Annotated in this window: 23 protein-coding genes, 1 other RNA gene and 1 other annotated feature (1 of these 25 only partly in view); of the genes, 21 read left to right on the forward strand and 3 right to left on the reverse strand. The window is 36.5% G+C overall.

Annotated elements, in window-relative coordinates; genetic code table 11:
* Window positions 1–88: a binding site (T-box leader), on the forward strand (it extends 131 nt beyond the left edge of the window).
* Entirely contained in the window at window positions 89–346 is a 258-nt protein-coding gene (locus tag B2C77_RS09860; RefSeq protein ID WP_077703458.1) for a hypothetical protein, read from the reverse strand.
* Window positions 347–419: 73 nt separating this feature from the next.
* On the opposite strand from B2C77_RS09860, the gene hisS reads away from it, so the two are divergent.
* The 3 genes from hisS (at window position 420) to ssrS (ending at window position 3,989) form a co-directional block, all read left to right on the forward strand.
* A complete protein-coding gene (gene hisS, locus B2C77_RS09865) occupies window positions 420–1,709 on the forward strand; it encodes a histidine--tRNA ligase (protein ID WP_077703459.1) in 1,290 nt (429 codons plus the stop codon).
* Window positions 1,702–3,483: an aspartate--tRNA ligase gene (aspS, locus tag B2C77_RS09870; RefSeq protein WP_077703460.1), complete on the forward strand. Its 1,782-nt coding sequence runs from the start codon at window positions 1,702–1,704 to the stop codon at window positions 3,481–3,483. Before hisS ends, aspS begins: the two co-directional genes overlap by 8 nt.
* A gap of 322 nt (window positions 3,484–3,805) precedes the next feature.
* Window positions 3,806–3,989: non-coding RNA, 6S RNA (gene ssrS, locus B2C77_RS09875), on the forward strand.
* 64 nt (window positions 3,990–4,053) lie between these two features.
* Here the strand turns inward: ssrS and B2C77_RS09880 are convergent.
* Both B2C77_RS09880 and B2C77_RS09885 read right to left on the reverse strand, forming a co-directional pair.
* The gene (locus tag B2C77_RS09880; RefSeq protein ID WP_077703461.1) at window positions 4,054–4,734 is read right to left on the reverse strand and encodes an RsfA family transcriptional regulator; all 681 of its coding nucleotides are present in this window, start codon (window positions 4,732–4,734) and stop codon (window positions 4,054–4,056) included.
* Window positions 4,735–5,041: 307 nt separating this feature from the next.
* Complete coding sequence (locus tag B2C77_RS09885) at window positions 5,042–6,310, reverse strand: replication-associated recombination protein A (RefSeq protein WP_077703462.1); 1,269 nt, start codon at window positions 6,308–6,310, stop codon at window positions 5,042–5,044.
* A 158-nt stretch (window positions 6,311–6,468) separates the two neighbouring features.
* Here B2C77_RS09885 and cymR point away from each other — a divergent pair, with 158 nt between their 5' ends.
* The 18 genes from cymR to B2C77_RS09980 all read left to right on the forward strand — a co-directional run bounded on the left by cymR (window position 6,469) and on the right by B2C77_RS09980 (window position 23,594).
* Entirely contained in the window at window positions 6,469–6,888 is a 420-nt protein-coding gene (gene cymR / locus B2C77_RS09890; RefSeq protein ID WP_073004592.1) for a cysteine metabolism transcriptional regulator CymR, read from the forward strand.
* Between the two features lie 21 nt (window positions 6,889–6,909).
* Window positions 6,910–8,055, forward strand: coding sequence for a cysteine desulfurase family protein (locus tag B2C77_RS09895; protein WP_077703463.1), 1,146 nt, complete (start codon window positions 6,910–6,912; stop codon window positions 8,053–8,055).
* Between the two features lie 94 nt (window positions 8,056–8,149).
* Window positions 8,150–9,256: a tRNA 2-thiouridine(34) synthase MnmA gene (mnmA, locus tag B2C77_RS09900; protein ID WP_077703464.1), complete on the forward strand. Its 1,107-nt coding sequence runs from the start codon at window positions 8,150–8,152 to the stop codon at window positions 9,254–9,256.
* Window positions 9,257–9,271: 15 nt separating this feature from the next.
* The gene (locus B2C77_RS09905) at window positions 9,272–9,937 is read left to right on the forward strand and encodes a tetratricopeptide repeat protein (protein WP_077703465.1); all 666 of its coding nucleotides are present in this window, start codon (window positions 9,272–9,274) and stop codon (window positions 9,935–9,937) included.
* 21 nt (window positions 9,938–9,958) lie between these two features.
* On the forward strand, window positions 9,959–12,280 hold the full coding sequence (gene recD2 / locus B2C77_RS09910) for an SF1B family DNA helicase RecD2 (RefSeq protein WP_077703466.1): 2,322 nt from the start codon (window positions 9,959–9,961) through the stop codon (window positions 12,278–12,280).
* Window positions 12,281–12,363: 83 nt separating this feature from the next.
* The gene (locus tag B2C77_RS09915) at window positions 12,364–12,558 is read left to right on the forward strand and encodes a YrzR-like zinc ribbon domain (protein WP_077703467.1); all 195 of its coding nucleotides are present in this window, start codon (window positions 12,364–12,366) and stop codon (window positions 12,556–12,558) included.
* Window positions 12,559–12,596: 38 nt separating this feature from the next.
* Complete coding sequence (locus B2C77_RS09920) at window positions 12,597–13,703, forward strand: AI-2E family transporter (RefSeq protein WP_077703468.1); 1,107 nt, start codon at window positions 12,597–12,599, stop codon at window positions 13,701–13,703.
* Window positions 13,704–14,129: 426 nt separating this feature from the next.
* Window positions 14,130–16,769, forward strand: a complete 2,640-nt coding sequence (gene alaS, locus B2C77_RS09930) for an alanine--tRNA ligase (protein WP_077703470.1) — start codon at window positions 14,130–14,132, stop codon at window positions 16,767–16,769.
* Between the two features lie 120 nt (window positions 16,770–16,889).
* The gene (locus tag B2C77_RS09935) at window positions 16,890–17,159 is read left to right on the forward strand and encodes an IreB family regulatory phosphoprotein (RefSeq protein WP_073004573.1); all 270 of its coding nucleotides are present in this window, start codon (window positions 16,890–16,892) and stop codon (window positions 17,157–17,159) included.
* Complete coding sequence (gene ruvX, locus B2C77_RS09940; protein ID WP_077703471.1) at window positions 17,160–17,573, forward strand: Holliday junction resolvase RuvX; 414 nt, start codon at window positions 17,160–17,162, stop codon at window positions 17,571–17,573.
* Window positions 17,574–17,585: 12 nt separating this feature from the next.
* Window positions 17,586–17,867, forward strand: a complete 282-nt coding sequence (locus B2C77_RS09945; RefSeq protein ID WP_073004569.1) for a DUF1292 domain-containing protein — start codon at window positions 17,586–17,588, stop codon at window positions 17,865–17,867.
* Window positions 17,868–18,360: 493 nt separating this feature from the next.
* Window positions 18,361–19,479, forward strand: a complete 1,119-nt coding sequence (mltG, locus tag B2C77_RS09950) for an endolytic transglycosylase MltG (RefSeq protein ID WP_077703472.1) — start codon at window positions 18,361–18,363, stop codon at window positions 19,477–19,479.
* A 68-nt stretch (window positions 19,480–19,547) separates the two neighbouring features.
* On the forward strand, window positions 19,548–20,195 hold the full coding sequence (locus B2C77_RS09955) for an O-methyltransferase (RefSeq protein WP_077703473.1): 648 nt from the start codon (window positions 19,548–19,550) through the stop codon (window positions 20,193–20,195).
* A 17-nt stretch (window positions 20,196–20,212) separates the two neighbouring features.
* Window positions 20,213–20,863 (forward strand): uridine kinase, encoded by a 651-nt coding sequence (gene udk / locus B2C77_RS09960; protein ID WP_077703474.1) that lies wholly within the window; start codon window positions 20,213–20,215, stop codon window positions 20,861–20,863.
* A 253-nt stretch (window positions 20,864–21,116) separates the two neighbouring features.
* On the forward strand, window positions 21,117–21,593 hold the full coding sequence (gene greA, locus B2C77_RS09965) for a transcription elongation factor GreA (RefSeq protein WP_073004561.1): 477 nt from the start codon (window positions 21,117–21,119) through the stop codon (window positions 21,591–21,593).
* Window positions 21,594–21,857: 264 nt separating this feature from the next.
* A complete protein-coding gene (locus B2C77_RS09970; RefSeq protein WP_077703475.1) occupies window positions 21,858–22,547 on the forward strand; it encodes a YrrS family protein in 690 nt (229 codons plus the stop codon).
* Window positions 22,548–22,563: 16 nt separating this feature from the next.
* Complete coding sequence (mtnN, locus tag B2C77_RS09975) at window positions 22,564–23,253, forward strand: 5'-methylthioadenosine/S-adenosylhomocysteine nucleosidase (protein ID WP_077703476.1); 690 nt, start codon at window positions 22,564–22,566, stop codon at window positions 23,251–23,253.
* Between the two features lie 113 nt (window positions 23,254–23,366).
* On the forward strand, window positions 23,367–23,594 hold the full coding sequence (locus B2C77_RS09980) for a YrhC family protein (RefSeq protein ID WP_077703477.1): 228 nt from the start codon (window positions 23,367–23,369) through the stop codon (window positions 23,592–23,594).
* Window positions 23,595–23,815: the final 221 nt, after the last annotated feature.

A 23,815-nucleotide genomic window follows, 5' to 3' on the forward strand; every position in this document is an offset into this window, starting at 1 on the left:
ATAAACGTATCGCAGGCGTTAACTGCATAGAGCGGATGTTATGTACATCAACTAGGGTGGCAACGCGGGTTAAACTCTCGTCCCTTATTTATTGAAAAATAATGAGGGGACGGGAGTTTTTTATATTATTATAGTTATATGGTTGATAGTAAAAAATGATAGCTTTTACATAAAGTGCTTCATGGGGGTTTTCTTTTATTCCACAGGGATTGTTTAAATGAAAAAATGGGGATTTAGGCGTTGCTATCTTCCCGTTTAGACTTGCCCAGCTCACATCTTTCAATGCTTTAAGAGCGAGTCTTACAGCATTTTTACTTATATTCGGGATAAACCCATTATCAATCATATCGATGATGATTTTAATTTCTACATCTTATTTAAAACATAAGCTATACAATGACTAATAGGAGGTTAACAAAATGAGCTATAAAGCGCCACGAGGTACGACTGACATACTACCTGAAGATGCAAAAAAATGGCGGTGGGTAGAAGAAACAATTAAACAGGTATGTCACAAATTTCATTATGAAGAAATTCGGACACCTGTATTTGAACATACGGAAGTGTTTCAACGCGGGGTCGGTGATACAACAGATATTGTTCAAAAAGAAATGTACACTTTTGAAGATCGAGGTGGGAGGAGTATTACTTTACGACCAGAGGGAACAGCTCCTGTCGTTCGTTCTTTTGTACAGCATAAACTGCACGGTTTGGCAAACCAACCAACAAAACTTTATTACTTTGCAGAAATGTTCCGATATGAACGTCCACAAAAAGGGAGAATGCGACAATTAAATCAATTTGGAGTAGAAGTATTGGGTAGTGCTGATCCAGCTGTCGATGCAGAAGTTATTGATTTAGCAATGACTTGCTATCAAAAAATGGGCTTAACATCTTTAAAATTAGTAATTAATTCACTCGGAGATAAAGAAAGTAGAGAAAATCATAGACAAGCACTTATCGCGCACTTTACACCGCATAAGCATGAACTCTGCTCTGATTGCCAAACGCGTCTACAAAACAATCCGTTACGTGTACTAGATTGTAAACAAGATCGGGATCATCCAGCAATGCAAACTGCTCCTTCTATTTTAGACTATTTAAATGAGGAGTCTGAAGCCTATTTTGAACAAGTTAAAGACTATTTGGATAAAATCGGAATTCCCTATGAAATAGATAAAAACTTGGTTCGCGGTCTAGATTATTACAACCATACGGCATTTGAAATCATGAGTGAAGCAGACGGATTCGGTGCGATAACAACTTTAGCAGGTGGTGGTAGATACAATGGCTTAGCTGAAGAATTAGGAGGTCCAAACACGCCCGGAATCGGATTTGGAATGGGGCTTGAACGATTGCTTATGGCATTAGAAGCTGAAAATCAAGTTATCCCTGTCGATCGTTCATTGGAAGCTTATGTCGTAGCAGTTGATGAACAAGCACAAAAAGAGGCCGTAATGCTCGTTTCTAAACTGCGCAAGCATGGTGTCCAGGTAGATAAGGACTATTTAGGAAGGAAAATGAAGGGGCAATTCAAAGCAGCTGACCGTTATGCAGCTAAATATGTATTAATTATTGGAGAAAGTGAGCTTGAAGAACAGACGATTACGGTAAAAGAGATGAGCACAGGAGAGCAAACAACGGTCGCTAAAGATCAAATAATTGACGTGATGAAGGAAAAGTGTGTAGGAGGAAGAGAACATGAGTAAGCAGCAACGTGTAATGGCGGGTTCACTATGTGAATCTAATGTAAAAGAATCTGTCCTTTTAAAAGGGTGGGTGCAAAAGCGCCGCGATTTAGGAGGCTTAATATTTATCGATTTACGTGATGCTTCTGGTGTTGTGCAAATTGTCTTTAATCCAAATCATTCACAAAGAGCGTTAGAAATTGCTGAAAATATTCGCAGTGAATATGTAGTTGAAGTAGAGGGAACCGTTGTAAAACGTGATTCTTCAACGGTTAATCCTACTATGAAAACAGGAGAAATTGAAGTGATCGTTTCTACGATTACGATTTTAAACAAAGCGAAAACACCACCTTTTGCAATTCAAGATAAAGCAGAAGTATCCGAAGATTTACGATTATCTTATCGTTATCTTGATTTGCGCAGACAGCCATTGCAAGAAACGTTTAAATTAAGACATCACATTACACAGGCTGTTCGCCACTATTTAAATGAACAGCAGTTTTTAGAGATGGAAACACCTATTTTAACTAAAAGTACACCAGAAGGAGCGAGGGATTATCTTGTTCCAAGTCGTGTGCACCAAGGTGAGTTTTATGCTTTACCACAGTCGCCTCAATTGTTTAAACAATTAATTATGATGGGGGGATTTGAAAAGTATTACCAAATTGCTCGTTGTTTTCGTGACGAAGATTTACGAGCAGATCGCCAGCCTGAATTTACACAAATTGATGTGGAAACATCATTTTTAACAAGCGATGAAATCATGCAGTTAACAGAAGAAATGATGCAATTTGTTATGAAAGAAGTGAAAGGAATTGACATCTCCCTTCCATTAAAACGCATGCCGTATGATGAGGCAATGGCACGATATGGTTCTGATAAACCAGATACTCGTTTTGGAATGGAATTAATTCATGTTGGAGAGATTGTGAAGAAATCGAGCTTTAAAGTATTTCAAAGCGCTATTGAATCAGACGGTTTAGTAGCTTTGTTGAATGTAAAACAACGGGCAAAGACATATTCACGCAAAGATATTGATAAACTAACTGAGTTTGTTAAAGTGTATGGTGCTAAAGGTCTTGCATGGCTTAAAGTTGAAGGAGAAGAATTAAAAGGACCAATTGTCAAATTTATTTCTGAAGAAGAAAAAGCAGGTTTAATGGAAAAAGCACAAGCGGAAGATGGTGATTTGTTATTATTTGTTGCAGATAAAACCAATGTTGTTTACAATAGCTTAGGCGCCCTTCGTTTAAAATTAGGAAAAGAGTTAAACTTGATAGACAACACTGCATATCATTTTCTATGGGTGACGGACTGGCCGTTATTAGAATACGACGAAGAGCAAGGAAGGTATTTTGCAGCGCACCATCCGTTTACTTCACCGATTGAATCAGACATTGAAAAGCTGGCTACAGAGCCGGAAAATGTCAGAGCAAATGCATATGATTTAGTTTTGAATGGCTACGAATTAGGCGGTGGGTCTGTTCGTATTCATCAGGTAGAGCTGCAAAAGAAAATGTTTAAGGTGTTAGGATTTTCTGAAGTGGAGGCTAAAGAACAGTTTGGTTTTCTATTAGAAGCCTTAGAATATGGTGCTCCACCACATGGCGGCGTAGCCTTGGGGCTTGATCGAATTGTCATGCTTTTAGCTGGCAGAACGAATTTAAGAGACACGATTCTATTTCCGAAAACAGCTTCTGCTTCCGATCTATTAACAGATGCACCGAGCGAAGTGGACCCAGGTCAATTAGATGAATTGTCTATTCAACTTATTTCTCAAGATCAAGATAAATAGCTTTTTAAAAAAAACGAATGAATAAAGCATTTGTACCATCTTGCAAATAGTTTACTTATATCTTTTGGGGTGAAGCGTGCAACGCTTTCTAACACTATAGGGGAGTAGAAGTTTTTAGGGTAAATAGTATAAGAAAAACAAAGGCTTGGGGATAAGCCAAGTTCTTCTAAGATATCGTTACTATGTAAATAAAACAAGAAGCTACAAAAAATGGCATGTCGTGAATATTTGCTATTGAACTGTTTTTTAGGAATAGAAGTAAAGTGCAGTTAAAGGATTGATTTTTACAGAAGCGACATGTTAAAATAAATTTACAATAAAGTCGATCCTGATGTGTTCGTCCATGAAAAAGTGTTTTGACCGAACACCTTTATAAAAGGGAGCTTGTTGGTTTCTATGTTGCGTGCACGCCTTACTTACAGGAAGCACAATATATGTAGAACGGAGCACCCACCTGCCATGAGCGGGATCAAAACTTTATACTGGACGGCACGATCGGGAGATAAAAAAACCTACATTGCTTAAAGGAATTTTCCTTTAGTAATGTAGGTTTTTCAGTTTTGCATACATTCAATTAGATCCTTGCGCTAATTGTTGCAAATTTCCATTTTTATCCATTCGAAATGCTGGTGCAGTCCTCATATCTTGATCTTCTAACACAGTCATTTTTCTCGCCCTATCCATAATTTGAATAAAAGCTTGATAGTCCTCCTGCATCGTCGCTAATTGCGATTTTGTTTGTTTTAATTCTTGAGTCAATCTATCTACTTGTTTTTGTAATTCTTCTTTTTCATTTTGAACGTGTTCAAGTGATGCTTGAGATTGATTTGAATGTAACGATTGCTTTTCTAATTCTCTTAAAAAATGAATGACTTTATCCATCGTTACGAGAGAATTGGAAGAATTGACGTTTATAGAAGTTTCAGTTGATGTTTGAAACTGCTCCGTCTCTTGATGTTTTGTGGCTGATGAAGCTACAAGGGTTGGTTTATTTTCTACTTTTTCTGCTCTAGCCATAGCCCGTTTCTTTTCTTTTCGCTGACGTTTTGCGAGATCAATAGCATTTACATACTTATTGCGTATTTCTGCATTCCAACGAAATCCACATGCGGCAGATGTACGATTTAATTTATCTCCAACCTCTTCAAAAGCATTCAGTTGCGTACTTCCTTCTCTAATGTGACGTAAGACGGTTTCTGCCAATAATAGATCATCTTCATGTGACCATGCATCTTGTCTGACCTTAGCCATTTTGTTTCCACTCCTTTTTTTACTGTAACAAAATATAAACTGTTAGGTTTTATCATATTAAGAAAAACAATAGCTTTCCCGTCAAAGTTGGTGAAGCGTCATGTTTTCTAATAACAATCAAAGTTTGAGAAAAATAGTATACAAGATCATATTTGCTTTTATTGTTACCAAAGAAGTTTCAACTTATACCTAAAATTTTATTTATACTAAAAGAAAGTATAAATTTTTAGGGTTTATCGTAAAAGAAAAACAATATACCTTTCGCCATAATACTTGACAGGGGGCAGTTCAGACAAGACAAGTTTTTCTAATCTTTCTTTATTCTCTCATAAACTTGTTTCATAGCTTGTTCAAATTTCCCTGTAGCTTTAGGTTCATAGTATTGCTTATGTTTGATTGCCTCAGGTAAATATTGTTGCTTTACCCAACCACTCTCATGGTCGTGTGGATACTGATACTGTGTTCCTCTTCCTAATGTTTGTGCACCAGCGTAATGAGCATCTTTAATATGAGCAGGAACTTCTCCGCCTTTTCCGTTGCGTACATCTTGTAAAGCTTTGTCTAAAGCTTTATAGGCTGAATTGGATTTTGGAGATAAACAAAGTTCAATAATTGCAACAGCTAATGGGATTCTAGCTTCTGGAAAGCCCAACCTTTCCGCAGCTTGTACAGCTGTTAACGTCCGTGGCCCTGCTTGTGGATTGGCTAATCCAATATCTTCATACGCAGTTACAACCATTCTCCGCCCGATACTTTCTAAGTCACCAGCTTCCACTAATCTGGCTAAATAATGAAGTGCAGCGTCAACATCGCTTCCACGAATGGATTTTTGAAAAGCAGAAAGCACATCATAATGCGCATCGCCATTTTTATCATGTGAAAAACTCTTTTTTTGCATACACTCTTCCGCTGTTGTTAAGGTGATAGAAATTTGTTTCTCTTCATTCTCTGGTGTTGATGCTACAGCTAGCTCCAACCCATTTAATGCTGCACGCAGATCTCCGTTAGCGCTAAACGCAAAATGATTTAAAGCTTGCTCAGAAATGTAAATGGACGAGCTGCCGTAGCCGTTTACTTCATCTTTTAATGCACGTTGTATTGCTTTCTTGACATGATCCGTTGTTAGTCGATGCAATTCAAACAGATGACATCTGCTACGAATAGCAGGATTAATGGAATGATAAGGGTTGCTTGTTGTACAACCAATCATAATTACTAAATTACTCTCAAGATGTGGAAGTAAAAAGTCTTGCTTCGCTTTATCTAAACGATGTACTTCGTCTAAAATAAGTACCAATTGCCCTGTCATTTTTGCTTCTTCCACAACAATTTCCATGTCTCTTTTTTTATCTGTTACTGCATTTAATGTTTTTACTGGCATTGCTAAGCTTCTTGCTAAGGCTATTGCCATGGATGTTTTTCCCGTACCAGGCGGTCCAAATAATATCATGGATGCAAGTCGCTTAGCAGTTACCATCCGACGAATAATTTTCCCTTCGCCAACTAAATGCTCTTGACCAATAATTTCATCAATATGTTCAGGTCTCATTTGAAATGCAAGTGGTTTTTGTTTCATTTATACCGCCCTTTATAATATAATAATAAATTACTTATCTAACTTGACATTGTAATACACATACGAATGAAATGCATCGTATGCAATACTTTTGTATTCCATGCTATAATAACATGTATGAGAAAGTGTGGAACGTTATTTTAATTGAGGTGTTATATATGAAAATTTCAACCAAAGGAAGATATGGTCTTACTCTTATGATACATCTAGCAAAATGTCATGGCAAAGGACCTATTTCTCTAAAACAAATAGCGAAGGAAAATCAATTATCGGAGCATTATTTAGAGCAACTAGCCTCACCATTACGAAATGCCGGCTTAATTCGGAGTATTCGCGGTGCATATGGTGGTTATGTATTAGCTAAGGAACCAATGGATATAAAAGCTGGTGACATCATTCGTGTATTAGAAGGCCCGATTACACCTGTAGAAGGAATAGAAAATGAAGAACCAGCAAAGCAAGCTTTGTGGCGAAGAATCCGTGATGCAGTTAAAGACGTATTGGACACGACGACGTTAAAAGATTTAGCTGAGCATAATGATGATGAACCACAAGATGCTTATATGTTTTATATTTAATCGTAGGAAGGGTAGATTTTCTTGGAACATATATATTTGGATCATGCGGCAACGACACCCGTTCATCCACAAGTATTAAAACGCATGTGTGAAGTAGAAAAAGAGACTTTTGGAAATCCATCCAGCGTGCATGCTTTTGGAAGAAAAGCGCGACAAATTGTAGATAGCGCTAGATCCCATATTGCTAAACGTATTGGCGCTAACGAAAAAGAAATTATTTTTACAAGTGGCGGAACAGAAGCGGATAATTTAGCCTTAGTTGGCGTAGCTAGAGCCAATCGAGACAAAGGAAATCATATTATTGTAACTGCTCAGGAACATCATGCGGTATTACACACTGCGGAAGCGTTGGAAAAAGAAGGTTTTCGTGTCACCTATGTACCTGTAGACAGACAAGGGAAAATTGCGGTTGAGGATGTCATGGATGCATTGACAAGCGAAACTATTCTCGTTTCCGTAATGTATGTAAATAATGAAACAGGCATAATCCAACCAATTCAAGAAATTGCTGAACAAATGCAGCATCATCAAGCCTACTTGCATACGGACGCTGTGCAAGCTTTTGGTTTACTTGCTATTGATGTTCGTGAATTAGGTGTTGATTTACTAACTGTATCTGCTCATAAAATTAACGGTCCAAAAGGCATCGGTTTGTTATATACGAAAAAAGACGTACAGTTACAATCCTTGCAATATGGTGGTGAGCAAGAAAGGAAACGGCGTGCAGGAACAGAAGATGTTGCTCGAATCGTAGGCTTTGAAAAGGCTGTTGAGTTAGCAGTAGAACATAGGCATGAGCGAGCGGAACAATATCGAGTTCTTAAACAGCAATTTATCAACGGCTTACGGGAACAAGACATTGACTTTCGAATAAATGGTGACCAACAGAATACAGTCGCTTCGATTGTAAATATTAGCTTTCCAAACACGGCTGTAGAAGCACTCTTAACTAATTTAGACCTCGATGGTGTTGCTGCATCTAGTGGTAGTGCGTGTACGGCCGGGTCTGTAGAACCTTCGCATGTGTTAACAGCGATGTACGGTTCAGGGGATGAATGCACTACAAATTCGGTTCGATTTAGTTTTGGCCTAGCTAATACTCCAGAAAACATTCAGACTGCTACTAAAAGAGTAGCTAAGAGCGTGAAGCGACTGACTCAGTTATAAGGTAAAGGTCAGCAATACAAAATGTGAAGAGTAAAGACCCATAAATGGGCGAAAATGTATCAACAAATGTTTAAATAGTAAAAGGATGATTACAATGAATCAAGATACAAGAGTAGTTATAGGCATGAGTGGAGGTGTAGATTCTTCGGTAGCAGCTCTATTGTTAAAGCAACAAGGTTATGATGTGGTGGGGATTTTTATGAAAAACTGGGATGATACAGATGAATTTGGTGTTTGTACCGCGACAGAGGATTTTGAAGATGTTGTCCGAGTATGTAACCAACTAGATATCCCCTATTATTCCGTTAATTTTGAAAAACAATATTGGGATAAAGTGTTTACGTATTTTTTAGATGAATATAAAGCAGGTAGAACACCTAACCCTGATGTGATGTGTAATAAAGAAATAAAATTTAAGGCGTTTATGGACCATGCATTGTCATTAGGTGCTGATTATGTTGCAACTGGTCATTATGCCAGAGTTCGTGAACAGAATGGGCGCTTTGAAATGTTGCGTGGTGTAGATGGCAATAAAGACCAAACGTATTTCTTGAACCAACTAACAGAAGATGTGCTATCAAAAGTTATGTTTCCGCTTGGACATTTACCGAAATCAGAGGTACGGAAAATAGCTAAAGAAAATGATCTTGCTACGGCAACGAAGAAAGATAGTACAGGTATATGCTTTATTGGAGAACGGAACTTCAAAGCATTTTTAAGTGAATATTTGCCTGCTCAGCCTGGAGAAATGCAGACGTTAGATGGCGTAGTGAAAGGACGCCATGATGGTTTAATGTACTATACAATAGGACAGCGACAAGGTCTTGGTATTGGTGGTGCAGGTGACCCGTGGTTTGTAGTTGGAAAAAATATAGCCGAAAATATATTATACGTAGAGCAAGGGTATAGTAATGAAAAGCTGTTTTCTGATGCTTTGACTGCAACAGATGTAAATTGGATCCAATCGGATAAATTAAACGAGGTGTTTACTTGTACTGCAAAATTTCGCTATCGTCAAGATGATAGTCCAGTAACGGTAACCGTGTTGGGTAATAATCAAGTTCATGTTGTTTTTAAAGAAAGTCAACGTGCTATTACTCCTGGGCAAGCTGTCGTTTTTTATGATGGAGAAATATGTCTTGGAGGCGGTACAATTGATAAAATTTATAAGCGTGAACGTCAACTTGATTATGTAGGTTAACAAGGAGTTTTTACAATGGAGAACAAGTTAAAACTAGCGATAAAAGCAATGCAGAATAACGAGCTGGAAGAGGCTGCGTCATTATTTGCAGAAATTATAGAAGAATACCCAGATGATCCCGTAGGGTATACTAATTTTGGGAATCTACTTTTGCATATGCAAGATACAGAGCGAGCACAACGTTTCTTTGCCAAAGCAATTGAATTAGATCCACATGCAGCAACTGCTCACTACGGTTTAGGAAATTTATTTTATGAGCAGTCGCTATACACGAAAGCGCAAAACCATTTACAGCAAGCTATAGATCTAGGATTAAAGGAAGCAGATGTTTATTATTTATTAGGGATGACATTTCAACAACAGGGTTATCACAAACTAGCATTACCATATTTATTGCGAGCTGCTGAACTGAATACAAATGAAGAAGAATTCCTGTTCCAATATGGATTAAGTCTTGCACAATGTGAGCATGTAAAAGAAGCGGAGGAAATCTTTCACAAAGTTCTTCAGTTGAATCAGAATCATAGCGATGCATATTATAATTTAGGAGTCATAGCTTTATTTAGAGAAGAGGCAGAAAGAGCATTAAACTACTTTGAGGAAGCATTGCGCATTCAGCCTGACCATATTTTAGCTGCCAACGGTCGTAAGAATGTACAACCCTACCTTCATGAATCATAGGAAGAAGATGGAGTGTTTTGGATGGAACAAATAAAACAGCCAGCAGAAAATGAAAGCTATATTCGTGGCGAACTCCTTCACTTAATTTTTACAAACGAAGTGGAGCATTTTTCAATTGCTAAAATTAAGGTGTTAGATACAAACGAAACACTTGAAGAGAAAACAATTGTTATAAAGGGTTATTTTTATAATCTGCAGCCGGAAACTAGCTATTATTTTTTTGGGGTATTTGATAAACATCCGCGATTTGGCACTCAGTATAAAGTAACTTCATATAAAACATTTATTCCAGAGACGAAGGATGGTTTAGTAGCCTATTTATCCAGTGATCTATTCTATGGCATTGGCAAAAAAACAGCTGCCAAGATTGTGGATCAATTAGGTGAGAATGCAATTTCTAAAATTATTGATGATCCTGAAGCATTGTATGCTATATCTGGACTGAAGAAGAAAGCAGCCGATCAATTACGTGTTACTTTACAAGAAAATCAAGGCTTTGAACATGTTGCTATCTATTTAGCACAATATAATATTGGCTTGAAAATGGCACAAAAAATCTATCAAAACTATAAAGATGAAGCAGTTCAATTATTAGAAGCAGACCCGTATCAGTTTGTGTTCGATATTGATGGGTTTGGCTTTCGAACTGCTGATGAAATAGCTAGACAAATGGGGCTTCCAGCTACTCACCCGACTCGTATAGGAGCAGGTTGCATCTATGTTTTGCAAACTTCTATTCAGGAGGGGCATGTTTATTTGCCAATGGATGTTTGCATTTCATCTATTTGTTCGCTATTAAATACGAAAGAATTAACGGAAGCAATGGTAGTAGAAACTTTAACAGCTTTAAATAAAGATAAACAAGTAATTCTCCAAGATGGCAATGTCTACTTACCTTCTCTCTACTATGCTGAGGATGGATTTAGTTCTCATTTAAAACGCATTTTACAAAAGCCAATCGAGCATCAAACGCCGATAGCTGAGCTTATGAAAATCATTGGCAGTATTGAAGAAGAAGAAATTTTATCCTATGGAAAAGAACAGTTTACAGCGATCAACCAAGCTATTCATGCAAAGGTTATGATTCTAACAGGCGGTCCAGGAACAGGTAAAACGACCGTTATTAAAGGTATTCTAAAAGCGTATGCCAATATTCATGAGCTATCTTTACAGCCAAAAGATTACGAATATAAAAGTGACTTTCCATTCATCTTAACTGCACCAACAGGAAGAGCTGCAAAACGATTAAATGAATCTACTGGGCTACCAGCAATGACTGTACACCGCTTATTAGGATGGGATGGAAACCAAACTTTTGAAAAAAATGAGCATGAACAACTAAGTGGTAAATTTATTATTATAGATGAATTTTCTATGGTAGATATTTGGTTAGCTAATCATCTTTTTAAAGCTATCCCAGATGATATGCAAGTATTAATTGTAGGGGATGAAGACCAATTGCCTTCTGTTGGACCAGGGCAAGTGTTAGCAGACTTGCTAAGTACAAATAGAATACCATTTGTGAGGCTGACGGAAGTATATCGACAAAAAGAAGGCTCAAAAATTATTCAACTCGCTCACGAAATAAAAAAAGATGAGCCAATAAACTTAGGAAAAGATCATGATTTTAACTTTATCCAATGCGGAACAACACAAATGGGACATGTAATTACTAAAATATTTACGAAAGCTTTGGAGAAAGGATTTGAAACGAAAGATATTCAAGTTCTTGCCCCTATGTACCGTTCAGAAGCTGGAATTACTAAATTAAATCAAGAGCTTCAACAAGTAATTAATCCAAAGACAAACCAGAAAAGAGAAGTTCGCACACAAGAAGCAATCTTTCGAACAGGTGATAAGGTTATACAGCTTGTTAACCAGCCTGATGATGGCGTATATAATGGAGATATTGGAGAAGTAGTCGCTATTTTTCGAGAAGAAGAGAACACGGAACAAGAAGAACAGCTTGTCATTGCCTATGAAGATCGTGAAGTTGTTTATGAGCGGAAAGACTACCGTAATATTATGCTGGCATATTGTATTTCCATTCATAAATCACAAGGTAGTGAATTTCCTATTGTCATCATGCCTGTTGCTTGGGCATACCAACGCATGCTGAGAAAGAATCTATTATATACCGCAATAACAAGAAGTAAACAATCATTAATTATTTGTGGTGAGCAAGAAGCTTTTTTATACGGTGTAGCGACAAAGAATAAAAGTCATCGCTATACAACACTGACACAACTGCTCATGGAAAAATTAACTGTGCTTTATGAATCGAATATACATGCAAATTTGGAAGAGAATGATTCTAATCTTTCCCCTTATGACTTTATGTAAGAAGGAACGTATATTTTTATTTGAAATGGGTTAGCATGATAAATAACTAGTATTCAGTGAAAACCAGAAGGAGTATTAACGACATGCGATGCCCGAATTGTAATGGGAAAGATATTGGTAAAATAGGAATCCGGCAATACTACTGTTGGACGTGTTTTGTTGAGATGACGATAGAAAATAATACACTGCTTTTACATCAAGTGGAAGCAGACGGATCATTAAGTTCGCTCAATGACTTATTTAATGAGGAAGAAAGAAGACTATATGGGAATAGTTAAAGGTTTGATTACACGCTACCTTTTGGAGGAAGTTAGCCATGTTTAATAGTCGTCAAAGCCTGAACTTCCTCTATTTTCTATTAATTGGTATTCTACTCTTCCTGTTTTTTTACTTAATGATTAAATTGTTTCCTTTCTATAAAGCAGTATTTTTACTTTTCTGGCATGTAGCAGCTCCGTTTGTTATTTCCTGTTTAATTGCTTATCTATTATACCCAGTTGTGCAGGCAATACATAAGTACCACATTCCTAAAGGAGTGGCAGTTTTAATCATTTACCTGCTTTTTTTTGGTTTAACAGCCTATTGCATATATCGTATTTATCCAATGGTTGTTGTTCAAGTGAGAGATTTAAATGAGCAGTTTCCACAGTTAATGAAAATGTATGAAAAAATGATTTACCAATTTTATGAGTATACATCCTTTTTACCCGAAAATGTGCATGATAAATTTGACCAATTTTTGTTACGAATGGAGAATACACTCGACCAACTCTTAGAAAGATTGATGAGTGGGTTTACCAAGGTCTTTGATCTCATCATCTTTTTAACGGTTATACCTGTACTTGTTTTTTATTTTTTAAAAGACTATGAAAAAATAAAAAAGTACGGGAAACAGCTAATTCCATCTAGGTTTAGAGCTCCATGTAGTCAAATTTGGCATGCAATTGATGATAGTTTAGGAAATTATATTAGAGGCCAATTAATTGTTTGTGGCTTTGTAAGTCTCACGTCTTTTGTTATTTTTAAATTTTTATTGCAACTTGATTTTGCGTTGTTACTAGCCATCATTATGGGAATAACAAATTTAATTCCTTATTTTGGGCCTATTATTGGAGCGGTCCCAGCAGTAGCTATAGGTTTTACTGTCTCAGGGAATATGGTCGTTTTTGTCATTTTATCCGTGTTTGTTATTCAGTTGATAGAAAGTAATTTACTTTCCCCGTATATTGTTGGAAAAAGTATTAATATTCACCCAGCCGCCATCATTTTTGCTTTATTACTAGGTGGGCAGTTGTTTGGTGTCGTTGGCATGATTATCGCGGTGCCATTAATGACTATTTTAAAAGTAATTATCACGCATTTATTTATATGGAAGGATTATCATTCCACTTCTAAGCAAGAAAGAGACTCTGCACCATCTTAATTGACATTTATGTCTGCCTTATTCTATAATTGCGCTTAACAAGGTTTATCATTAAAATGCGTTGAAGGTTCTGAGTACATGATCAATGCTTTTGTAGAGAAAGGGTTCCTTAGGCTGCAAGAACCCTTAAAGTTCACATCATGGAAAGCTGTTCTGGAGTGCGGTTCATTCCCGCCGGTTTGTATACCGTTATCAACAACAAGTGATGAATGCTGTTGTGTTCATAATAAGGGTGGTACCGCGATCAATCTCGTCCCTGCAAGTGCAGAGAGGGGATTTTTTTATTCTCTTCTATTTAAATAGGCAAACATCTTTGTTTTATTTTCCAAATTTAGTAATAAGTAAAGTTTTTTAATAGATGTATTGTTTTCTCAGAACAAACTTCGATCCAACATTTTTTACATAATGGTATAGGAGGAAAATTATATGAAGCAATTAACGTCAGCAGAAGTGAGGCAAATGTTTCTTGATTTTTTTAAGGAGAAAGGACATCGAGTGGAACCAAGTGCATCTCTTGTGCCAATAGACGATCCAACATTACTATGGATTAATAGTGGTGTCGCTACATTAAAGAAATATTTTGATGGTAGAGTTATTCCAGAGAACCCACGTATTGTTAATGTTCAAAAATCGATTCGTACAAATGATATTGAAAATGTAGGCTTTACTGCAAGACATCATACGTTCTTTGAAATGCTCGGAAACTTTTCGATAGGTGATTATTTTAAGCAAGAAGCGATCGAATGGGCATGGGAATTTTTAATAAGTGACAAGTGGATTGGATTTGAAGAAGATCGTTTATCCGTCACCGTGCATCCCGAAGATGATGAAGCGTATGACATTTGGCTGCACACTATTGGATTGCCCAAAGAGCGTATCATCCGTCTCGAAGAAAATTTCTGGGATATTGGAGAGGGGCCAAGTGGTCCCAATACCGAAATATTTTATGATCGTGGCGAAAAATATGGTAATAACTCGAATGACCCTGAGCTGTATCCAGGAGGAGAAAACGATCGTTACTTAGAAATATGGAATCTTGTATTCTCCCAATTTAATCATAACCCAGATGATACGTATACTCCGCTACCTAAAAAGAATATTGATACAGGGCTAGGTCTTGAACGAATGGTGTCCGTCATTCAAGATGTTCCAACCAATTTTGAAACAGATTTATTTATGCCGATAATAAATAAAACGGAAGCTTTAGCATCTGTAAAATATGGTGAGACTTCATCAGGGGATACGGCTTTTAAAGTAATTGCTGATCATATACGCACAGTCAGCTTTGCTATTGGCGATGGAGCAGTCCCATCGAATGAAGGAAGAGGGTATGTGTTACGTCGCCTCATTCGTAGAGCAGTACGCTTTGCGAAAGAGATCGGCATTGAAAAACCGTTTATGTATGAGCTTGTTGATATAGTGGCAGAAATCATGCAAGATTTTTACGCGCAAGTAGTGGAAAAGAAAGCATTCATTAAAAATATGATTAGAGCAGAAGAACAAAAATTCCATGAAACATTGCATGATGGTCTAGATATATTAACAACTATTATGGATCGTGAAACACAACGAGGTAGTACCATTTTCCCTGGTTATGAAGTGTTCCGTTTATACGATACGTATGGTTTTCCTAAAGAACTAACCGAAGAATATGTTCAAGCACAGGGATTTACTATCGATGAAGCAGGTTTTGAGAAAGAAATGGAAAAACAAAGGGAACGAGCAAGAAAAGCACGTCAAAAAGTCGATTCTATGCAGGTACAAGGAGGTGCGATAGCGAATATTGATGTATTAAGCGAGTTTGTGGGTTACTCCAACTTAGAACAGGATACTACTGTTGCTGCAATCATCCAAGGGGAAGAACAAGTAGAGCAAGCAAATGCTGGAGAAGAAGTATACTTGTTTTTACACCAAACTCCTTTTTATGCAGAAAGTGGGGGGCAAATTGCTGATCATGGTACGATTCGTACAGAATATGCGCTTGGATCTGTAAAAGATGTACAAAAGTCTCCAAAAGGACAACATATACATCGAGTATTCATTGAAAAGGGTAGTATTTCAGTAGGTGAAATGGTTACTGCGACAGTGGATGCATCGAAGAGATCGTTTATTGTTAAAAATCATACGGCAACTCATTTGTTACATCAAGCTTTAAAGGATGTGGTTGGAGAACATGTTAACCAAGCTGGTTCATTCGTAGCACCTGAAAGATTACGTTTTGATTTTTCTCACTATCAAGCCGTATCTAAGCAAGAGTTAAAGCAAATTGAACAGATTGTAAATGAAAAAATATGGCAAGCTATTTCATTAGAAACTACAACAGAAAAGCTGAAAGATGCGAAAAAGATGGGAGCAACGGCCCTTTTTGGGGAAAAATATGGAGATGTAGTTCGTGTCGTTCAAATTGGTGACTATAGTATTGAATTATGTGGTGGCTGTCACGTTGTTAATACAGCTGAAATTTGTCTATTTAAAATTGTAATGGAAAGTGGAATAGGTGCTGGAACACGACGTATTGAAGCAGTAACAAGTAAGCAAGCTTATCATTTTATGTCAAATAAATTAGGCGTGTTACAACAGGCGGCCCAACTTGTAAAAGCAAAAGAAGAAGCGGTGCCTGAAAAAATTGAAGGACTATATAATGAAATAAAACAATTACAAAAAGAAGCGGAATCTCTGCAAGCTAAATTAGCAAACAAAGAAACTGCCAGCATGCTGGAAGAGGCTGATTCAATAGACGGAGTTCGTGTTTTAGCGAAACAAGTAGATGTGCGAGATATGAACCAGTTAAGGAATATGGTAGATGAATTAAAACAAAAACTTAATTCAGGTATGATTCTATTAGCCATGGAAAATAATAATAAAGTACAGCTAGCAGCAGGTGTATCCAAAGATTTAATCGAACAAGGTTATCATGCTGGGCATTTGATTAAAAAAGCAGCACAAGCATGTGGGGGAGGCGGAGGAGGCCGACCTGACATGGCACAAGCTGGAGGAAAAGACCCTGCTAAAATTGAACAAGCGCTGCATGCTGCAAAGCTTTATATTAAAGAGAAGCAAAACTAATATATCATTTAGGATATAAAAAAGATATAATTCATTGTCTAAACATGTTACTATAGTAGAAGAGAAGCATATCGGTAATTTCTTGTTCAAAGATAATGATCCCAAAATCGAGGTGTCATGATGAGTTCAATTGATAAAACAATGAAATTTAATTTTTCAGAGGAACCGTTTGAAGAGAATGTGAAAGAGATTTTGTTTAAAGTACACGAAGCGCTCCAAGAAAAAGGCTACAACCCAATTAATCAAATTGTTGGCTATTTACTGTCCGGTGACCCTGCCTACATTCCGAGATACAATGACGCTCGTAATCTAATTCGTAAAATTGAACGAGACGAAGTTATTGAAGAACTGGTAAAATTTTATTTAGAGCAACAGAGGGCAGGTAGATAAATGAAGATATTAGGGCTTGATGTAGGATCCAAAACGATTGGCGTTGCTGTTAGCGACGCTTTAGGTTGGACTGCACAAGGAATTACAACTATTAAATGGAATGAAAATGTTTTAACTTCAGCGGATGATGCTTTGGGTGAAATTATAACAGAGTACGAAGTTGGAAAGGCTATTATTGGGTTACCAAAAAATATGAATGGAACGATTGGTGAACGTGGTGAAGCTTCCATTGTTTTTGCAAAACATATGGAGAAAAAGTTTCAAATTCCAACAGAACTCTGGGATGAGCGTTTAACGACAATTGCTGCAGAAAGAGTATTGTTAGAAGCTGATGTTAGTAGAAAAAAACGAAAAAAGGTCGTTGATAAGATGGCTGCTGTGATGATTTTGCAAGGTTATCTTGACCAAAAATAAAGGAGTGGAATAATGGCGTTAGAAGAAAAAGAAAGAATTATTATCCCAGATGAAAATGGAGAAGAGCATCTTTTTGAGGTATTATTTACATTTGATTTGGACGATACGAACCAGTCTTACATTGCAGTAACACCTGTAGAGCAATCGGAGGAAGAAGAAGTGGAAGTGTACGCATTTCGCTATGAAGAAAAAGATGAGGATGATTTATCATTATTTCCAATCGAATCAGACGATGAGTGGGAAATGGTAGAAGAGATGCTAAACACCTTAGCAGAGCAGGAAAATGAAGAATAAGTTGTAGTATAGTAATTTTGAGCTAATGTCCTTTTTGACATTAGCTCTTTTTTTGTTGTCTAGGAAATTAAAAAATTTTGCAGCTGTGGGTAAACTTACTAAGTTATTTAGCCACGTCCGGCTCCAGCGCCCAGCAACTAGGCGACTTCACTCCATTGCCCTACGATAAGTCATCATTGGTTCGTTCCTCACCGTGATTCCTTTATCTCAGTTGATTCGTTCCAGTCGCTACGTTGTTGAACGGGCGATTGCGCCTTTGTGCCACTATAGGAAAGAATATCATGTTAAGCGTTCATTGGTTTATAGTTAACAACAAATTGGATGGTGTTTTACGCCATAAAGACTTGCTGGTAGCCAAGTTTTTTCTAATGAAAGTTGATTAAGGCTGGACATAAATCCCTTTGTAAAAATCTAAACAAAGGATATTTATACAAAAATAATGGCATCTAATAGCATATTTTAGTATAATATAGCGGATGAGGAGGGAAGATATATGTCCAAGCAGATAAAAACCAGCAAATTTAAGGACAACCTCAAGGCTCGCAGTGAAGAAGCTAAAACGGTTCGCAAAATTGTAACGATCATTATTATGACGCTATTAATTATATTGGTAATAGGGGGGGCTTCAGGTTACTTATATGTGAAATCTGCATTAGAACCTGTTAATCCTGGCAGTAAAGAAGAAATTAAGGTAACGATACCAATTGGATCTTCATCCTCTAATATTGCTAATATATTGGAAGATAATGGTGTGATTAAGAACGCACTAATATTTCGCTTTTACTTAAAATTTAATAATGAGTCCAGCTTTCAAGCGGGAGATTATGTATTTACTCCAGATATGGAGCTAAGTGAGATTGTCGATTCATTAAAAAGTGGTAAATTATTGGCAGAACCTGTCTATACGGTTACCATACCTGAAGGAAAAACGATAGAAGAGTTAGCAGAAATTTATGCAGAACAATTACCTTTGTCCAAAAAAAAGTTTTTAGAAAAAGTGAATGATCCAGATTATATTCAGGCATTAATGGAACGCTATCCATCTGTGCTGTCAGAAGATATTTTAAACCCAGAGATTCGTTCACCACTGGAAGGGTATCTATTTGCCGCAACGTATGAGTTCTTTGAAGAAGAGCCTAGTGTTGAAACAGTTGTCGATGAGATGCTAAAAAAGACAGAAAGCGTGCTATCCGATTATTTAGATGCCATCAAGGAGCAAAATTATACTGTTCACGAAGCTATAACGTTTGCCTCTGTTATTGAAAAAGAAACGGGCGCCAAAGACCAGCGTAAGAAAATAGCAGGAGTATTTGCTAATCGGTTAGAAAAAGGGATGAAACTTCAGACAGATCCAACTGTTTTATACGCGCAAGGGGAACATAAAGACCGAGTTTTGTATGAAGATTTAGAAATTGAATCACCATATAACACTTATTATATAGAAGGTCTTCCTGTTGGTCCGATTGGTAATTTTTCCGAGACCGCGCTTGAAGCCGCCCTTCACCCTGAGGAATCGAAGAATTTATATTTCTTACATGATAAAGATGGAAATATCTATTATGCAGAAACATTAGAGCAACATAATAAGAACAAGCAAAAACATATAAATTGAGGCATATTATCTCCCGGTCTTATGGATAGGGGGATAAATGCAATTTTTAGAAGGTAGAGGGGATTGTAATGAATGACAGCAATAGTGGTCATTACTTAGAAAAAATGATACCAAAACGAACCGCTTCTATTGAAAGGTTAGAAAAAAAAGCCAAAAATGATCATGTGCCAATTATGGATGTAGTAAGTATGCATTTTGTACAACAAATCATTCGTCTAAAACAGCCTAAGCGGATATTAGAGATCGGTACAGCAATTGGTTATTCTGCTTTACGCATGCTGGAAGCACAACCTAATGCAGAAATTATAACCATAGAAAAAGATGAGCAAAGATATCAAGAAGCCAAGGAGCATATTCGTGCTCACCAAGCTGAACAGCAGATAAAAATCTTATCTGGAGATGCCTTAGAAGTACTAAAAAACTTGCAAAACGAAGCATTTTTTGATGTAATATTTATCGACGCTGCTAAAAGCCAGTATCGTCGTTTTTTTGAGCTTGTTACACCCTTACTAGCAAATGAAGGTATTATCATTACGGATAATGTTTTATTCCGAGGATATGTTGCCAACGAGCGTATCGTTCCATCTAGGTATAAAAAAATGGTGGAAAAGATCAATGAATATAATCATTGGCTAATGCAACATCCATTGTTTACCACGACTATAGTACCTATAGGAGATGGTGTAGCAATTAGTAGCAAACAGAGTCAGAGTTAGAAGGGAGAAACCATTCGATGCATCATCAACCAGTAGTTATTGGGGTAGCAGGTGGAAGCGGAAGTGGAAAAACTTCTGTTACACGCTCCATATGCCAGCGCTTTTTAGAGCAAACCATTTTAGTTATTGAACAGGACTATTATTATAAAGATCAAAGCCATCTCCCATTCGAAGAACGCTTAAACACCAACTACGATCATCCATTAGCTTTTGACCATGACCTATTAGTTGAGCATATGCATAAATTATTAAGCGGTGAGACGATAGATAAACCCGTTTATGATTATAAGATGCATACACGCTCTCAAGAAATTATTCAAGTACAACCAAAAGATGTAATCATTTTAGAGGGGATATTAATTCTTGAAGATCCACGGCTACGTGATTTAATGGACATTAAAGTTTTTGTTGATACAGATGCGGACTTACGAATTATTCGCAGGCTTATGCGAGATATAAAAGAACGTGGAAGAACATTAGATTCTGTAATTGAGCAATATGTTCATAAAGTCAGACCATCACACTTACAATTTATTGAACCGAGTAAACGTTATGCTGACATCATTATTCCAGAAGGTGGACAAAATCATGTAGCCATTGACATTATGGCAACTAAAATAGAAAATATCCTTTTGAAACATAGTAATAAATTTAATGAAAAGTATTGAAAAAATATTCGAATTCTGCCATAGTAATGGTTAGTATAATTTTGAAAATGGAGCGCTTACATTTTCGTCGAGCTCCTATTAGTTTGTGCTCAAAAAATATAAGTTAAAAAGTAGTAAACAAGAAGTACAATGTTGTAATTGTACTTAAAGTGAGAATATAGAACTAAAGTTTTGAGCATAGCCTAAAAAGAAACATGTCAAATTACATTAGTATGACGACGATATATTGAAGGAAGAAGAAGGAGTGGTTAGAATGACTGTAGAAAAAAGCTATTATATGACTCAAGAGGGGAAAGAGAAATTAGAACAAGAATTGCATTATCTAAAAACAGAACGCCGTCAAGAAGTGGTTGAACGTATAAAAGTGGCTCGAGACTTCGGTGATCTTTCCGAGAATTCAGAGTATGATTCTGCAAAAGACGAACAAGCTTTTGTGGAATCTCGAATTGCACAAGTGGAAAAAATGATTCGTAATGCAGTTATTATAGAAAATGATAATCAAAACCCGCACATTGTTTCTTTAGGTAAATCTGTGACGTTCCAAGAACTTCCTGATGGTGATACAGAAACATACACCATTGTTGGAAGTGCTGAAGCTGATCCATTTGAAGGTAAAATCTCTAATGATTCCCCAATGGCACAGAGTTTAATCGGAAAAGAAGTGGGTTCAGAAGTTTCTGTAGCTACTCCTGGTGGAGAAATATTTGTAAAGATTATCGAAGTTGAATAAGTAAGCAAAAAGATAGTGAGCCAAAGCGTTCACTATCTTTTTACGCTCAACAACTATGAGGGCTCTTATGGATTGACTCACTTTTATGAAAAAAGTTTGGGAGTCGATCCTTTAATACAAAAAACAATTATTTCACATAAGCAAGGTTTGGCTTAATACAAAAGGCAAATTTGTAGTTAGTACATAAATTGTTATATGCTAAGCATATTAATTCTTATACTAAATATGATATGATAGTAGGGTAATTATGGGAGGGTTGAGATAATGGGTGATTTTGATAGAGTTTCCCGTGTAGATAAATTTGAAAAACGAAGAAAAAATACTAAATCTATATCAATTTTTCTTATTATAGGTGCTGTTTTAGTCCTCATTCTGTTGGGAACTTGGATGTTTGGCGGTGGCGATGAATCCTCAGAAGAGAATAAAGATACTTCCAATGAACAGGCAGAAGCAGAAGATAACGGTACAGAAGATAATAAGGAAGGAGATAACAACGATCAATTTACTAGAGTAGAAGATGATGAGGACAACACTCAGTCTTCTGATAATGAAAAAGATGAACAAGATAATATAAAAGAGGAAGAACAAGCTGAAGATAATAGTTCAGTGGAAACAGAACAAGTTGAATCGTCAGATGATAATGTCGTGAAAGCTTTTACAGGTGATTGGAAGCCAATTGGAACAGAACAAAAAGGAACGCATACAACAAACTATAATGAAGGTTCTCAAGATAGAAAAGAAATCAAGACTGCTGTTACGCAGGTAACGGGTTTAGATAAAAATAGCATGGTTACACATTGGGTAGGAAATGGTGGAAGTCCGGAAAAAGTAGAAGCAACAGTTTCTGCAGAAGATAATACACAGATTTACCGTGTGTATTTAATTTGGGTAGAAGAAAAAGGCTGGAAACCAACAAAGGTAGAACAATTAAAAAGTGTAATTATTAACAGATAGATTTGGAGGTATTTGGATGACAATAGGAATTATTGGAGCAATGGATGAAGAAATTGCTTTCTTAAAAGATGCAATGTATATCAAAAAAGAGTTAGAAGTAGCAAACTGCTTATTTATTGAAGGACAATTATATGATAAAGAGGTTGTTTTGCTTCAATCCGGCATTGGTAAAGTGAATGCTGCGATGGCAACAACCATCCTGCATGAACGATTTGCTCCAAACTACATCATTAACACTGGATCAGCAGGAGGATTTGCTACAGATCTAGAAATAGGAGATGTAGTTATCTCGACACAAGTTGTCCATCATGATGTAGACGCTACGGCATTCGATTATGCTTACGGACAAGTGCCGCAAATGCCTGCAATGTATGATGCAGATGTTAATTTAGTCGCAAAAGTAGTAAATGTATTGACAGACCTAGACATCTCATATAAAAAGGGAATTATTGCGACTGGTGACTCGTTTATGAGTGATGGAAAACATGTTACATTTGTTCGTGAAAAATTTCCTACTATGATAGCTGCAGAAATGGAAGCAGCTGCGATAGCACAAGTATGTTACCAATATGCTACACCATTTGTTATTATACGTGCACTTTCTGATATTGCTGGAAAAGAATCCTCTGTTTCTTTCGACGCCTTTTTAAAAACTGCAGCCACAAATGCTGCTAATATCATCATAAAGTTTATACAATCAACCTAAAATTTTGCTATAAAGAGTAATAAACATAGACAAAATTGTTTATTCCAATAATTACCTTCCTATGAATTATGTATTTTATGTTAGGATAATGATAGAAATAGGAGGTAATATTAATGGATAATAAACAGAGATTGAAATATAAATATATAGATTACCAACGTTTTATAGGTGTGTTATTAATCTTATCTATGTATTTATTTTTAGGTGCTATCATTAATACGTATTTGAGACCTTCTGAAGATGGTATTGTTCTTATTGGTTTAACACTCGTTTCATTGGGTGCTGGATTTTGGTTGGCATACCAACAACGTCAAATAAAAAGAAAGCTAGATGAACGCTAATGCAATAAATGCTTAGCGTTTTTTTGCACTATGGAAAAGTGTAGCATTTCAGGGTTTTAAGCTTTAGTCATAAAAATATACGAAGCTAAGTTAGTGCACAGTACAGTGTTTATTAGAAAACATTGTAAAATATTTGTGCCAAGTGTTTTTACAAATTATAGTAGAGAACTTTTCGGTTATTTCGTTATGTACAAGAAACTAATTTTATATTGCTTATACAA

This window comes from Virgibacillus dokdonensis, from assembly GCF_900166595.1.
Taxonomy (GTDB): domain Bacteria; phylum Bacillota; class Bacilli; order Bacillales; family Amphibacillaceae; genus Virgibacillus; species Virgibacillus dokdonensis.